The following is a 13,428-nucleotide window of genomic DNA, read 5'->3' as shown; positions in this document are numbered from 1 at the left end:
GCTGCCGATACACGCAACTTTTTATCACCCACCCGCGCGCTTGACCTTGAAACCCTTGCCTGCAAGCCATTCACAGATAAATTCGCTTTTATCTCCCTGAATCTCGATAACCCCATCCTTGATTCCGCCGCCACAGCCGCAACGGGCCTTGAGCTCCTTGGCCAGATTTTTAAGATCGTCGGCCTTGAGACACAAGCCACTGACCGTCGTCACTGTCTTGCCACCGCGACCCTTGGTCTCTCGGCGAACACGGGCGATGCCATCACCCTCGGGAATGGCTGACTGAGCGCAGTTGCACTCGGCAATCGGCAGTCGGCATTGTGGGCAGGTACGCCCGCTTTCTGTTGAGTAGACAAGACCGCCCAGCCCAGCCAGGCCTTTGCTTGATTTCATACCGCTCTGATTCCCCCGTTAAAGCCCCGAAAGACGCGACATGGCTTGCAGAGAATCAGGGGTGTAGCACTCCCCCTGCCGCTGCCAGGGCAGCTTCGGATCGATCCAGCGCACCGCCAGCACCTCTTCTGGCTGCATGCGTATCGGCCCATCCCAGCAACAACTGAAAACCCCGCCCCATAGCTTGCTTTCAGGCGATTGGTAATAGAAACGTCCATGCGAGCGTAACTGAACATCAACAATACCCAACTCTTCTTCCAGCTCGCGCTCTGCACCCTGTCGGTAGCTTTCACCTGCGCCTACCAGACCACCGGCAGCCAGATCCCAGTATCCGGGATACAACCTTTTGTGCTCGGTGCGGCGGTGCATGCATAACAACCCGCTGCTATTGAAGACAAAGATATAGGTGCAGCGGGTGATCAAGCCCTCACGCTGCACCTGTTCACGATTGACGACACCCAGCGGATTATCCCACTCATCAACCTGGATCACCTGCTCACGGGCGGAAGCAGCGAGGTAATCAGCAATCGACTGCGCATCCAAGATCAGCCTTGCTCCAGCAAGCGACGCAGATCGATCAGCGCCGCATTGGCCCGCGACAGGTAATTGGCCATGACCAGGGAGTGATTGGCCAGCAGACCAAAACCGCTGCCATTCAGCACCATGGGGCTCCAAAGAGGCTCCTGCGTCGCTTCAAGCTCACGGATGATCTGCTGCAGACTGGCCTGAGCATTCTTCTTGACAATGACATCGGCAAAATCCACCTCGACCGCGCGCAGCAGGTGCACCAACGCCCAGGCTGTGCCGCGCGCTTCATAGAACACATCATCGATTTCCAGCCAGGGTGTTTGCTCACGGGGGCGACTGCCATCCGTTACCGGCGCCTGATCAACGCTGGCCGACAAACGCTGGGACAAGGAACCCATGCGCGTGCTGACGTCGCCCATCCAACTGGCCAGATTGTCGGCACGCGGGTAGAAGTCGGCATCACCTTGCTGCAGTCGCACGGTGTAGCTGTCCAGCGCCTTCAACCCATCACGATACTCACTTTCGCTGGCCGGCATGGCCCAACTGTCATTATCGAAATGAAAGCGCGGTTCGGCACGAGCGAGATCACGATCTTCAGCCGATTGCGACTGCGAACGCGCCATATCCCGCCGCATGGCCCGGGTCATGTCACGCACTTGTACCAGCACGCCAAACTCCCAGGCAGGCATGTTGTCCAGCCAGACCCCGGGAGGGGCAATATCATTACTCAAAAAGCCACCGGGCTTGTCCAGTAGCGTGGTCATCAGCCGGCTCAGGGTCTGGGCCGTCAGTTCTCCATTGACACTTTGGCTGGCCGGCGCCGGCACGCCAAGCGGCTCAAGACCGGGCTCACGGCTCCAGTACCAGCCTAGCAACAAACAGAACAGGATATACAGCACGAAAAGCGCGGCAAGCATCTTGCCGAGCACAGACCGGCCACCTGAGCTACCCGCAGCCCGATAGGACGCGCGGCCTTCACCCAGTGACCATTTGCCAAGTTTCATTGCCAGATCTCCTTAACCAAGTGTTCCTAGAGCATACCATCTAATAACCGGGGCATCCCTGTATGGCGGTTAAAGGATTGAGACAGAATGCCACTCGGCATTCGGGGGCACAGGGTTTATGATGGCAGCCATTGAGCAACCATGGAATACCCGACCTTGCTGTTACGCCTGACACTGATGATCTGCCTGCTGCTGGCTGGCTTCGCCCAAGCCACGCCCTTGTCCAGCCCGGGAGCGAACAGCTCTGGCAGCCTCTTTGGCTCCGTAACCCAGCAACGTTTTCTACCGGTAGACCAGGCTTTCCGCCTGACTCAAACGGAGGTGGACGGCCCGCTGATTCGGTTGCGATTTGATATAGCCCCCGGCTATTACCTGTATCGGCACCGGCTTGCATTCAGGGTTGATGGCGAGCCAAGCCGCATCAGCGAAATCACCCTGCCCGCCGGAGAACAAAAACAGGACGAGTTCTTTGGCGATGTTGAGGTGTATTACAACGCCCTGGACATCACCCTGACCAGTACGGGTCCGATTGCCGGAGCAGAGTTGAGCATCGACTATCAAGGCTGCGCCGATGCAGGCCTGTGCTATCCGCCGGAAACCCTTTCCCTGCGCCTGCCCGGCGAGTCTGCCGCAGCGCCTGAAACACAGGCACCCGATCGCAGCGGTCTGCTGGTTGCCCTGCTGCTGTTTCTGCTGGCCGGTCTGGGCCTGACCTTTACCCCCTGCGTACTGCCCATGTTGCCGATTCTGTCCAGCCTGGTGGTTGGTCGTACGGACATTGATCGACCACGGGCGCTGATACTGGCCAGCAGCTACGTACTGGCCATGGCGCTGACCTTCGCCCTGGTGGGCGCCCTGATTGGCCTGTTTGGTGCGGCCCTGAATATCCAGGCACGACTGCAGTCCCCAGTGGTGTTGAGTGTGTTCGCGCTGTTTTTCGTGATCTTTGCCCTGGCGATGTTCGGTTTGTTTGATCTGCGCTTGCCGGCCTTTATCCGCGAGCCCCTCGAGCGCCTGGGCAGCCGCACCCGCGGCGGCTCCGTTCCCGGTGCGGCGGTCATGGGGGCACTCTCAACGCTGGTTGTTTCGCCCTGTATTTCTGCACCACTGGCCGGCGCCCTGGTCTATATCAGCACCACCGGCGATGCCCTGGGAGGTGCAGCACGACTGTTCGCCCTGGCCCTTGGCATGGGCCTGCCACTGCTGCTGGTGGCGGTTTTTGGTAACGCGTTGCTGCCCAAATCCGGCGCCTGGATGAACGGCGTCAAACAGGTCTTCGGCTTTGGTCTGCTGGGTGTGGCCATCTGGCTGCTGGAGCGCGTACTGCCGGGTCCGGCGAGCCTGGCCCTGTGGTCTGCCCTGAGCGCTGGTCTGGCCGTCCAGCTGGGTCTGTTTGATCGACATCCGCAAAGCAACCTTGCCCGTCTGGCGCGGGTGCTGTCCTTGTTGGCCGCTTTTTACTCAGCGGCGCTGCTGGCCGGCGCCCTGGCCGGCGGCAACAACCCATTGCAACCCCTTGCCCCGCTGACCGGACAAGCGACCGGTTCGCAACAGGCGGACGGCTATTTTTTCAGCGTCTCAGCTCAATCCGAGTTGGCCGAACGGCAGCAACAGGCCAGTGCGCAGCAGCAACACGCCATAGTCGAGCTGTATGCGGACTGGTGCATCAGTTGCAAACTCATGGAGCGCACCATTCTCGCCGATCCGGAAGTCAGGCGTGACCTGGATCGCATGCAGCGCATCAAATTCGACCTGACCGCCAATACCACCGATCAACGCCAGTGGCTGGACAGTCGGAATCTGTTCGGCCCACCGGCTTTTCTGTTCTACGACCGCAATGGCCAGGAAATAACCGCGTTGCGGCTGGTTGGAGAGGTAAGCAAGGCGGTTTTTCAAGAGCATGCCCGCGCCGCGCTCGAAAGGTAATTTTAAGTCTTTCTGCGGCTATCATGCCGGCATCTGATGGCATTGCACAGGTTCTGGACAGCCACGACGGATTGCGGCAGACTTCACCCATGACTTTCCAGTCACTCGATTACCCAGCCTGTGGACAATAAAAATGGCCAGCATCCTGGTTCTCAACGGACCCAACCTGAACCTGCTCGGCACCCGCGAACCGGGCGTCTATGGCGCCGTCACGCTGGAGCAGATAGTCCAGCAACTGCGCGAAACGGCCAGCCTGCAGGGCCATCATCTGCTGTCATTGCAAAGCAACGCCGAGCACGAACTGATCGAACGCATACATGCCGCACGGGATGAAGCCATCGATTTTATCATCATCAATCCGGCGGCTTTTACTCATACCAGCGTGGCAATACGTGACGCATTGCTGGCGGTGAGCATCCCATTCATCGAAGTGCATTTATCCAATGTGTACAAGCGCGAGCCGTTTCGCCACCACTCCTACTTCTCCGATATCGCCCAAGGCGTGATATGCGGACTGGGAGCCAAAGGCTATCAGCTGGCTCTGGACGCGGCCGTACACCTCATCGAACAAACTGAACAACACTAATCAGCTCTGGAGCGTAACAATCCATGGATATCCGCAAAGTCAAAAAACTCATCGAACTTCTGGAAGAGTCCGGTATCGACGAACTGGAAATTCACGAAGGTGAAGAGTCCGTGCGCATCAGCCGTCACAGCAAACAGATGGCTGCACCGCAGCAGTACTATGCGCCTCAGCCCATGGCCGCGGCACCTGCGCCTGCCGCTGCGCCTGCATCTGCCGCCCCGGCAGCAGAAGCCGCTCCGGCCGAACCGGCCGGTCACCTGGTGCGTTCGCCCATGGTTGGCACCTTCTACCGCTCACCCTCTCCGGCAGCCGGCTCCTTCGTTGAAGTAGGCCATAGCGTCAAGGCCGGTGATGTGCTGTGTATCGTCGAAGCCATGAAGATGATGAACCACATCGAGGCTGACAAGAGCGGTGTGATTCAGGCCATTCTGGTGGATAACGGCCAGCCGGTCGAATTCGATCAACCCCTGTTCAGCATCGCCTGAGCCCGGCCCGGAGGCTTAGATGCAAAAAGTACTGATAGCCAATCGCGGTGAAATTGCCCTGCGCGTCATCCGCGCCTGCAAGGAACTGGGATTGAAGACCGTCGCCGTGCACTCAACCGCCGACCGCGAACTGATGCACCTGGCCCTGGCTGACGAAACCGTCTGTATTGGTCCGCCAAGTGCCAGCGAGTCCTACCTGAATATTCCGGCCATCATTGCCGCCGCCGAGGTGACCGGTGCCGATGGCATCCACCCGGGCTATGGTTTCCTGGCCGAAAATGCCGACTTTGCCGAACAGATCGAGCGCTCGGGCTTCACCTTCATTGGCCCCAGTGCCGATGTTATTCGCCTGATGGGCGACAAGGTGTCGGCCATTGACGCCATGATCAAGGCCGGTGTTCCGACCGTACCGGGCTCCAACGGCCCCTTGCCGGAAGACGAGGCAGAGTGTCTGGCCATCGGCCGTCGCGTCGGCTACCCGGTTATCATCAAGGCCTCGGGTGGTGGTGGCGGACGTGGCATGCGCGTGGTGCATGACGAAGCCGAACTGATCAAATCGATTCGCCTGACCCGCACCGAGGCCGGCGCCGCCTTCGGCAACCCCATGGTTTATCTGGAAAAGTTCCTGACCAATCCACGCCATGTGGAAGTCCAGGTGCTGTCCGATGGCCAGGGCCATGCCGTGCACTTGGGTGACCGCGACTGCTCACTGCAGCGCCGGCACCAGAAAATCATCGAGGAAGCACCCGCACCAGGTATCGATGAAAAGGCTCGAGCCATGGTTCAAGCGCGCTGCGTAAAGGCCTGTATCGACCTGGGCTACCGCGGTGCCGGCACCTTCGAGTTTCTCTACGAAAACGGCGAGTTCTTCTTTATCGAGATGAACACCCGGGTTCAGGTTGAGCATCCGGTCTCAGAAATGGTCACCGGCGTTGATATCGTCAAGGAGCAGATCCTGGTTGCCTCCGGACAGCCGCTGAGCATCACCCAGGATGACGTGGCGATCCGTGGCCATTCCATCGAGTGCCGGATCAACGCCGAAGATCCGAAAACCTTCATGCCCAGCCCAGGTACCGTGACCTTCTTCCATGCCCCGGGTGGCAACGGTGTGCGCGTCGATTCGCATCTGTACAGTGGCTACAAGGTGCCACCGAATTACGATTCGCTGGTCGGCAAGCTGATTACCTACGGTGCGACCCGGGATGAGGCGTTGGCACGCATGCGCAACGCTCTGGACGAACTGGTGGTGGACGGCATCAAGACCAACACGCCGCTGCACCGCGACCTGGTTCGTGATCCAGGCTTCTGCAAGGGTGGCGTCAACATTCACTACCTTGAGCACAAGCTGGGCATCAAGTAAGCGCCAACCATAGCGTGCGGACTGTGGTCCACCATTGCGGGAGCGACTTGTCGCTCCCGTTGTTTTTCCTGTTGCTTGAAGCGCGCAGCCTGCGCCGACAAGCTGTACCAGAGGAATGCCCCCATGCCCTGGCTGCAACTGCGACTGGCCATTACCCCCGAACAGGCTGAGCCGCTGGAAGACATGCTGCTGGCTCTCGATGCCGTATCCGTGACCTTTATGGATGCCGAGGATCAACCGATCTTCGAGCCGGATCTGGGCACCACGCCGCTTTGGTCCAATACCCATCTGTTGGCACTGTTCGAAGCGAGCACCGACCGCACGCAATTGCTCGACAGTCTGCAGACACTCTGGCCAGGACCACTACCCGCCCATGAACTGCAGGAGATTGCCGACCAGAACTGGGAACGCAGCTGGATGGAACACTTTCACCCCATGCGCTTTGGTCAGCGCCTGTGGATTGTGCCCAGTTGGCATGCGGCACCAGAACCTGACGCGGTCAATCTGCTGCTTGACCCTGGCCTGGCCTTCGGCACCGGCACCCACCCCACTACCGCGCTTTGCCTGGAGTGGCTGGATGGCCAATCGCTGGACGGACAGCAGGTGATCGACTTTGGTTGCGGATCAGGGATTCTGGCCATTGCCGCACTGCTGCTGGGCGCTGATCAGGTCGTGGCAACCGACATCGATAGTCAGGCACTGGAAGCCTCGCGCGACAATGCCCAGCGCAACAAGATTGCCGATAGCAAACTGACCCTCTTTTTACCGGAAGACATGCCACGCCATGCCGCCGATGTAGTGGTCGCCAATATACTCGCCGGACCGCTGGTCAAGCTCGCCGAGGAACTGACCGCACTGGTCAAGCCAGGCGGTTTGATTGCCTTGTCCGGCATACTGGCCGAACAGACTGAAGACATCCTTGCCGCGTACCGGGAGCACTTCGAACTGGACCCGGTTGCCGAGCGTGATGGCTGGATCAGAATCAGCGGCAGACGCCACTTGGCGGCATAAGGCTGTTCACGGCACAATAGGCCACCGAACCCCAAGGATAAGCGTTCCAACATGAGTGAATCGCTGGTAGCGCAATGCCCCTATTGCCAGACGCGTTTCCGGCTGTCGCATGATCATCTTCAGGCGGCCGCAGGCAACGTGCGCTGCGGCGCCTGCCTGAAAGTGTTCAACGCTGACCCTGAAAAAAAGGCCCAACGCGCATCAGCCCAGGTCAGCCGACCAGAACCCACTTCAGTGGTCTCGAAGCCCATTGAATCAACCCAGCTTGGGCAGGTAGCGCGTCAGGGCAGCTTGCTGATTCACGATGACCTTGAACTGGATGACCTGGATCTCAAGGATCTGGGCCTTGATGAATCCATCCTCGAGGAAATCAACCCGACAGCGCGCGCCGCGGAAAGCCTGCCTGCACCCGTGGCCACCCCTAGTCCGCCGGAAGCGCAAACTGAGCTCACACCCGAACCCCGTGCCCTGCGCTTCGATCTCGAGGAGCTCACGGAATCCGAAGACCCGGCAGATGCACGCGGAGCTGATGCTGAGGAAAAGACCGAGGATGAGCTTTTCGACCTCGATAGCCTGTACGATCCGGCCCTTGAATACCCCTATGTCGACGCCGAGGGGACCGAAGAAGACGACAGCCCTGAACTGGAGCTGCACGAAGACTTCCTGTCCACACCCAAGGCCGATGACTTTATACCCGAACCACCCAAGCAGACCGCTGCAGATAGCTCGCTTCGCGGCCAAAACACCCTGTTTGGCGCAGCTATTCCCGAGCCCATGCGGCCGCTGATCGCCCCGGTCAAGGACCACGGTATCTTTCTGCGTGACAACAATACCGGCAAGCCTGGCCGCAGCGTTGCACCGGTGACCAGCCGCCAGGAGCCTTCCCTCGGCCGCGCCCTGTCACTGCCCGACCTGAATGACGAGCTGCTGTTGCTTGACGATGAACGCCCCCTGGTTCGTCGCCCTCGCCATCAATGGCTATGGGGCCTGTTGAGCCTGCTGGCAGCCCTGACGCTGATCGCCCAGCTGCTGGCCTATAACTTCACCGCACTGAGCCATCACCAGAGCACCCGCCCCCTGGCCGAGCGTATTTGCCTGCTGACTGGCTGCGAACTGCCTGCTCGGGTGGATATCAATCTGATCCGCAGCAGCAACCTGGTTGTTCGCCCCCATCCGGAATTCCCCAATGCGCTCGCGGTAGATGTGATTTTGTACAACCGTGCTGACTTCGCCCAACCTTTTCCGGTGCTGCGCATGCGCTTCAGTGACCTGAACGGGCGCGAACTGACCAGCAAACAGGTACGACCTGAAGAGTATCTGGCCGGTGAACTGGCCGGTGTCACAGAGATGCCACCCCAAGTCCCCGTTCACGTTGGACTGAATATGCTTGATCCAGGTCCCAGCGCCGCCGGCTATACCCTGGACTTCCTAAGCCCCTGAGAAGCCCCGGCGTTTCTGTTCAAATTTCATCCAATCCAGTCTTTATATGGTCATCAAGAGCAGGTATGATGGCTCCCCTTTTCACACTTCCTGACCCGGCATCGGCGCTGAGAACTCTCACTCGCGCTGGGCGTCGGGCGCGCCACTGACATGCTGACAGTACAGGGATGGACCTAGCAGTGATCCGAATTGGGCCCTATCAGATTGCCAATCCCGTGATACTAGCGCCCATGGCTGGCGTTACAGACCTGCCCTTTCGTCAGCTTTGCCGCCGGCTTGGCGCTGGACTGGTGGTATCGGAAATGGTCACCAGTGACACCCGCCTGTGGAACAGCAGAAAATCCCGTCAACGCCTCAATCATGTCGGTGAAGCAGAGCCTCGCTCGGTGCAGATCGCCGGCAGCGAACCACAGATGATGGCTGAGGCGGCGCGCATGAACGAGGCACTTGGCGCGCAGATTATCGATATCAATATGGGTTGCCCGGCCAAGAAGGTCTGTAACAAGGCCGCGGGTTCGGCTCTGATGCGCGATGAGAAGCTGGTAGCCGAGATACTCAGCGCCGTGGTCGAGGCCGTCAACCTGCCGGTAACCCTGAAGATTCGCACCGGCTGGAGTGCTGAACAGCGCAATGGCCTGCAGATCGCAAAAATTGCTCAGGATAGTGGCATACAGGCCCTGGCCGTGCACGGCCGGACACGCACCCAACTGTATACCGGCCAAGCCGAATACGAGACCATTGCCGAAATCAAGCAGGCCATCAATATCCCGCTGTTTGCCAATGGCGACATCGACTCGGCAGAAAAGGCCCGTGATGTCCTGCAACAGACCGGCGCTGATGCCGTCATGATCGGTCGCGCAGCCCAGGGTCGACCCTGGATTTTCAACGAAATCAATCACTTCCTGCAGCATGGCACGCATCTTCCAGAACCGGCGCTCGACTGGCAGCAGGGCATTTTGCTCGAGCACCTCGACGCCTTGCATGCCTTTTATGGACCAGAGCAAGGCCTGCGTATCGCCCGCAAGCACGTTGGCTGGTATCTGCAGACCTTGCCCGGCGCTGAGGATTTCAGACGCCAATTCAATGCTATCGACTGCCCACAACAGCAGGTTCGGAGCATACAGACATTCTTTATCCGCTTGCTGGAAGGAGACCTTGCGGCATGAGCCTTATGAATGCATCAGCAATTAATGGAACAGATTCCGTGAGTGAACTCCCCGACAGCCTGCCCTGCACCACGCCCGACCCGCTCAGCCAGAGCAGTCAGACCCTCAGAGACAGCGTGGAGCTGGCACTGAAAAACTACTTTGAACACCTCGACGGCCAGGATGTAACGGATGTCTACAATATGGTCCTGTGCGAAGTAGAGGCACCCCTGCTCGAAAGTGTGATGGAGCATGTAAAGGGCAACCAGACCCGTGCCTCGGAAATCCTCGGCCTGAATCGCGGCACATTACGCAAGAAACTCAAACAATACGGACTGTTATAAAAGCCGGCGCCTGCGGCGCAAGGCTGATAGCTGGACGCTGGAAGTACAGGTGTAAGCGCCAGGTCAATGAGCGGAATATGTAATCAACTCTGCACCAGACCTTCCAGCCTTGAGCCTCAAGCATTCGGCGAACGCAATCGAACGAGCCACAAACATCAGCAACCAATTCAGGACCCAATATGACCGACCAAACCACCCGCCTGCCGGTACGTCGCGCGCTCATCAGCGTCTCTGACAAAACCGGGATTGTCGATTTTGCCCGTGAACTAGCAGCCCAGGGTGTGGAGATTCTCTCCACAGGTGGCACTTTCAAGCTGCTCCGCGAGCAGGCCATCAACGCAATCGAAGTGGCTGACTACACCGGCTTCCCGGAAATGATGGATGGCCGGGTCAAGACCCTGCATCCGAAAATCCACGGCGGCATACTCGGCCGACGTGATCTGGACACCGAGGTGATGCAAGAGCACGGCATCAAGCCGATCGACATGGTCGTGGTCAACCTGTATCCCTTCGCTGCTACGGTTGCCAAAGCCGACTGCAGCCTGGCCGACGCGATTGAAAATATCGACATCGGTGGCCCGACCATGGTCCGCAGCGCGGCCAAGAATCACAAGGACGTGGCGATCGTGGTCAACGCCAGTGATTACGCCGGCATTGTTGCTTCGCTCAAGAGCGGCGGCCTGACCTACGCCGAGCGTTTTGATCTGGCGCTCAAGGCCTTCGAACACACCTCCGCCTACGATGGCATGATCGCCAATTACCTGGGCAGTATTGACCAGGGTCGTGAGAAGCTGACAACTGAAGGCCGTATTACTTTCCCACGCACCTTCAACAGCCAGTTCATCAAGGCACAGGACATGCGCTATGGCGAGAACCCGCACCAGAGCGCAGCCTTTTACGTCGAGCACGCTGCCGAGGCCTGCATTGCCACTGCCGTGCAGTTGCAGGGCAAGGAACTGTCATTCAACAACGTGGCCGATACCGATGCCGCGCTGGAGTGTGTCAAAAGCTTCAGCAAGCCGGCCTGCGTCATTGTAAAACACGCCAATCCCTGTGGCGTTGCGGTTGTACCAGAAGCCGATGGCGGCATTCGTAAAGCCTATGACCTGGCCTGGGATACCGACAACGAATCTGCCTTCGGCGGCATCATCGCCTTCAACCGCGAGCTGGACGGCGATACCGCCCAGGCCATTGTCGATCGTCAGTTCGTCGAAGTGATCATTGCCCCCAAGATCAGTGCAGCTGCAAGGGTCATAGTGGCTGCCAAGGCCAACGTGCGCCTGCTTGAGTGCGGCGAGTGGGGAGCCGAACGCGCCGCCGGTTGGGACTTCAAACGGGTCAACGGCGGCCTGCTGATTCAGAGCCGCGACATCGGCATGATCACCGAAGCCGACCTCAAGGTGGTGACCAAGCGCGCGCCGACCGAACAGGAAATGCACGACCTGATCTTCGCCTGGAAAGTGGCCAAGTTCGTCAAATCCAATGCCATCGTCTACGCTCGCAACCGCCAGACGGTCGGTGTCGGCGCCGGCCAGATGAGCCGCGTCAACTCGGCACGCATTGCCGCCATCAAGGCCGAGCATGCCGGCTTGCAGGTTCAGGGTGCGGTCATGGCCTCCGATGCCTTCTTCCCGTTCCGTGACGGCATCGATAATGCTGCTGCCAACGGTATCAGCGCGGTGATTCAGCCCGGCGGCTCAATGCGCGACGCCGAAGTGATTGCCGCCGCCGACGAAGCCGGCATGGCCATGGTGTTTACCGGCATGCGGCATTTCAGACACTAACTGCGAGCGGCAAGCAGCAAGCTACAAGCGGCAAGCAAGGGCGATCTGCATTCGCTTTTACTTGTAGCTTGTAGCTTGTAGCTTGGCGCTCTCTCCACAGGAGAGATCTATGAATGTACTGATTATCGGTAGCGGCGGACGCGAGCATGCGCTGGCCTGGAAGGTCGCGCAGGACAGCCGCGTTAACAAGGTCTTTGTGGCACCGGGTAATGCCGGCACGGCGACCGAGGCCAAATGCGAAAATCTGGCTATCGACGTACTGGATCTGGACGCACTGGTGGCCTTTGCCCGCGACAATGTGGCACTGACCATAGTCGGCCCTGAAGCACCCTTGGTCGCCGGGGTAGTTGATCGTTTCCGCAGTGCCGGCCTGAGCTGTTTTGGTCCGACCGCCGCCGCCGCCCAACTGGAAGGCTCCAAGGCCTTTACCAAGGACTTTTTGGCGCGTCATCAGATTCCCACGGCCGACTACCAGAACTTTACCGAGATTGAACCGGCACTGGCCTACCTGCGCAGCAAAGGTGCCCCGATCGTCATCAAGGCCGATGGCTTGGCTGCCGGCAAGGGCGTGATCGTCGCCATGACCCTGCAGGAAGCCGAGGATGCCGTGCGTGACATGCTAGCCGGCAATGCCTTTGGTGCCGCCGGATCCCGGGTAGTCATCGAGGAGTTTCTGGATGGCGAAGAAGCCAGCTTCATTGTCATGGTGGATGGCGAACATGTTCTGCCCATGGCGACCAGCCAGGACCACAAACGCGTCGGTGACGGTGATACGGGTCCCAATACTGGCGGTATGGGCGCCTATTCACCGGCACCAGTCGTTACCCCCGAGGTACACCAGCGGGTCATGGACGAAGTGATCTGGCCTACCGTGCGCGGCATGGCCGCCGAAGGCAACGTCTATACCGGCTTTCTCTATGCCGGGCTGATGATTGATGGCAACGGCGCGCCCAAGGTGATCGAATTCAATTGTCGATTTGGCGATCCGGAAACCCAACCGATCATGCTGCGTCTGCAATCCAGCCTGGTTGAACTGGTCGAGGCGGCGTTACAGGGCCAACTTGACCAGATCGAAGCACACTGGGATCCGCGCCCAAGCCTGGGCGTGGTACTCGCCGCTGGCGGTTACCCGGCAGACTACGCCAAGGGCCACGCAATCACTGGCCTGACAGCAGGCAGCAGCGATGCCAAGGTATTCCATGCCGGCACAGCCTTGCAGGACGGCAAGGTCGTGACCCATGGCGGCCGGGTGTTGTGCGCTACAGCACTTGGCAGCAGTGTTCGCGAGGCGCAGAAGCGCGCCTACGAACTGGCCGCCGGCGTTAGTTGGGAAGGCTGCTTCTACCGTCGAGACATAGGCTACCGGGCGATTGCCCGCGAGTAACCGGCTGACTCATCGCTGCCGCGGAACCGCCGCGGCAT

The 13,428-nt window shown here is 59.4% G+C and carries 13 protein-coding genes; 10 read left to right on the top strand and 3 right to left on the bottom strand.

What is annotated here, in order from left to right:
* Positions 1–24: 24 nt before the first annotated feature.
* Genes AC27HQ_RS04040 through AC27HQ_RS04030 form a run of 3 tightly spaced genes read right to left on the bottom strand, consistent with a single transcriptional unit; the run spans position 25 to position 1,925 of the window.
* On the bottom strand, positions 25–393 hold the full coding sequence (locus AC27HQ_RS04040; protein ID WP_487154704.1) for a translation initiation factor Sui1: 369 nt from the start codon (positions 391–393) through the stop codon (positions 25–27).
* Positions 394–411: 18 nt separating this feature from the next.
* A complete protein-coding gene (locus AC27HQ_RS04035; RefSeq protein WP_487155008.1) occupies positions 412–942 on the bottom strand; it encodes an NUDIX hydrolase in 531 nt (176 codons plus the stop codon).
* Positions 939–1,925 (bottom strand): DUF2333 family protein, encoded by a 987-nt coding sequence (locus AC27HQ_RS04030; protein ID WP_487154702.1) that lies wholly within the window; start codon positions 1,923–1,925, stop codon positions 939–941. Before AC27HQ_RS04030 ends, AC27HQ_RS04035 begins: the two co-directional genes overlap by 4 nt.
* A gap of 141 nt (positions 1,926–2,066) precedes the next feature.
* Between AC27HQ_RS04030 and dsbD the strand changes: the two genes are divergently transcribed.
* From dsbD to purD, 10 genes are all read left to right on the top strand, one after another.
* Entirely contained in the window at positions 2,067–3,851 is a 1,785-nt protein-coding gene (gene dsbD / locus AC27HQ_RS04025; RefSeq protein ID WP_487154701.1) for a protein-disulfide reductase DsbD, read from the top strand.
* Between the two features lie 133 nt (positions 3,852–3,984).
* The gene (gene aroQ, locus AC27HQ_RS04020) at positions 3,985–4,437 is read left to right on the top strand and encodes a type II 3-dehydroquinate dehydratase (RefSeq protein WP_487154700.1); all 453 of its coding nucleotides are present in this window, start codon (positions 3,985–3,987) and stop codon (positions 4,435–4,437) included.
* Positions 4,438–4,460: 23 nt separating this feature from the next.
* Positions 4,461–4,922, top strand: a complete 462-nt coding sequence (gene accB, locus AC27HQ_RS04015) for an acetyl-CoA carboxylase biotin carboxyl carrier protein (RefSeq protein WP_487154699.1) — start codon at positions 4,461–4,463, stop codon at positions 4,920–4,922.
* Positions 4,923–4,941: 19 nt separating this feature from the next.
* Positions 4,942–6,282 (top strand): acetyl-CoA carboxylase biotin carboxylase subunit, encoded by a 1,341-nt coding sequence (accC, locus tag AC27HQ_RS04010; RefSeq protein ID WP_487154698.1) that lies wholly within the window; start codon positions 4,942–4,944, stop codon positions 6,280–6,282.
* A gap of 123 nt (positions 6,283–6,405) precedes the next feature.
* Positions 6,406–7,293, top strand: a complete 888-nt coding sequence (gene prmA, locus AC27HQ_RS04005) for a 50S ribosomal protein L11 methyltransferase (protein WP_487154697.1) — start codon at positions 6,406–6,408, stop codon at positions 7,291–7,293.
* Positions 7,294–7,344: 51 nt separating this feature from the next.
* Complete coding sequence (locus AC27HQ_RS04000; protein ID WP_487154695.1) at positions 7,345–8,733, top strand: DUF3426 domain-containing protein; 1,389 nt, start codon at positions 7,345–7,347, stop codon at positions 8,731–8,733.
* 167 nt (positions 8,734–8,900) lie between these two features.
* Entirely contained in the window at positions 8,901–9,899 is a 999-nt protein-coding gene (dusB, locus tag AC27HQ_RS03995) for a tRNA dihydrouridine synthase DusB (RefSeq protein ID WP_487154694.1), read from the top strand.
* The gene (gene fis / locus AC27HQ_RS03990) at positions 9,896–10,222 is read left to right on the top strand and encodes a DNA-binding transcriptional regulator Fis (protein ID WP_487154692.1); all 327 of its coding nucleotides are present in this window, start codon (positions 9,896–9,898) and stop codon (positions 10,220–10,222) included. The genes dusB and fis overlap by 4 nt, the downstream gene beginning before the upstream one ends.
* Before the next feature lie 179 nt (positions 10,223–10,401).
* Positions 10,402–12,006: a bifunctional phosphoribosylaminoimidazolecarboxamide formyltransferase/IMP cyclohydrolase gene (purH, locus tag AC27HQ_RS03985; RefSeq protein WP_487154691.1), complete on the top strand. Its 1,605-nt coding sequence runs from the start codon at positions 10,402–10,404 to the stop codon at positions 12,004–12,006.
* Positions 12,007–12,115: 109 nt separating this feature from the next.
* Positions 12,116–13,390 carry a phosphoribosylamine--glycine ligase gene (gene purD, locus AC27HQ_RS03980; protein ID WP_487154690.1) on the top strand — a complete coding sequence of 425 codons (1,275 nt, stop codon included), beginning with the start codon at positions 12,116–12,118 and terminating at the stop codon, positions 13,388–13,390.
* The last annotated feature ends 38 nt before the right edge of the window (positions 13,391–13,428 follow it).

Source organism: Halopseudomonas sp. 4NH20-0008 (assembly GCF_057548395.1).
This window is presented reverse-complemented; position numbering and strand designations above follow the sequence as displayed.

Coding starts and splice junctions, on each gene's coding strand:
- AC27HQ_RS04040 (WP_487154704.1), bottom strand. CDS start 393: ATGAAATCAAGCAAAGGCCTGGCTGGGCTGGGCGGTCTTGTCTACTCA.
- AC27HQ_RS04030 (WP_487154702.1), bottom strand. CDS start 1,925: ATGAAACTTGGCAAATGGTCACTGGGTGAAGGCCGCGCGTCCTATCGG.
- dsbD (WP_487154701.1), top strand. CDS start 2,067: ATGGAATACCCGACCTTGCTGTTACGCCTGACACTGATGATCTGCCTG.
- aroQ (WP_487154700.1), top strand. CDS start 3,985: ATGGCCAGCATCCTGGTTCTCAACGGACCCAACCTGAACCTGCTCGGC.
- accB (WP_487154699.1), top strand. CDS start 4,461: ATGGATATCCGCAAAGTCAAAAAACTCATCGAACTTCTGGAAGAGTCC.
- accC (WP_487154698.1), top strand. CDS start 4,942: ATGCAAAAAGTACTGATAGCCAATCGCGGTGAAATTGCCCTGCGCGTC.
- prmA (WP_487154697.1), top strand. CDS start 6,406: ATGCCCTGGCTGCAACTGCGACTGGCCATTACCCCCGAACAGGCTGAG.
- AC27HQ_RS04000 (WP_487154695.1), top strand. CDS start 7,345: ATGAGTGAATCGCTGGTAGCGCAATGCCCCTATTGCCAGACGCGTTTC.
- dusB (WP_487154694.1), top strand. CDS start 8,901: ATGGACCTAGCAGTGATCCGAATTGGGCCCTATCAGATTGCCAATCCC.
- fis (WP_487154692.1), top strand. CDS start 9,896: ATGAGCCTTATGAATGCATCAGCAATTAATGGAACAGATTCCGTGAGT.
- purH (WP_487154691.1), top strand. CDS start 10,402: ATGACCGACCAAACCACCCGCCTGCCGGTACGTCGCGCGCTCATCAGC.
- purD (WP_487154690.1), top strand. CDS start 12,116: ATGAATGTACTGATTATCGGTAGCGGCGGACGCGAGCATGCGCTGGCC.